Genomic DNA, 438 nt, shown 5'->3' with positions numbered 1-438 from the left:
GCTGCTCCGTCCTGCGGCCGAAGACGTGGCGCTCCAGCGTCGCCATCTTCGCCTCCAGCGACGTCAGGCGCTCCTTGAGTTCCTCCGCCTCCTCGCGCCAGGGGCAGAAGTGTTCTTGAGGGAGCTCTCGGGGCACTCAGCCACAACACGTCGCCGCCGCGCCGCGTCCCGGGCTCGGCGCGTCAGGTGCCCGTGCGCCCGGGAGGCGTCCAGGCGGGCTGACGCCGCACCTGGGCCACGTCGATGCCGTCCAGCAGCATCGCCAACTGCGTGGCGTCCAGGTGCACCACCTGCGCGCCCTCGTCCACCGACGGTAGCCGGAAACGCCCCGTCTCCAATCGCTTGTACAGCAGCACGAAGCCGCCCCGGCTCCACGTCAGCACCTTGATTCGGTCCCCCTTGCGCGAGACGAAGGCGAAGAGGTGGCCCGAGTAGACG

At 70.3% G+C, this 438-nt stretch carries 1 protein-coding gene; it reads right to left on the bottom strand.

All coding sequences use genetic code 11. From position 1 onward, the window contains the following. Positions 1-182 precede the first annotated feature (182 nt). Positions 183-438: IS66 family insertion sequence element accessory protein TnpB (gene tnpB, locus HV824_RS36375; RefSeq protein WP_176425335.1), on the bottom strand; the 256-nt coding region annotated here is incomplete at its 5' end.

This window comes from Myxococcus sp. AM009, from assembly GCF_013372605.1.
In the GTDB taxonomy this organism is placed as follows: Bacteria; Myxococcota; Myxococcia; order Myxococcales; family Myxococcaceae; genus Myxococcus; species Myxococcus vastator.
This window is presented reverse-complemented; position numbering and strand designations above follow the sequence as displayed.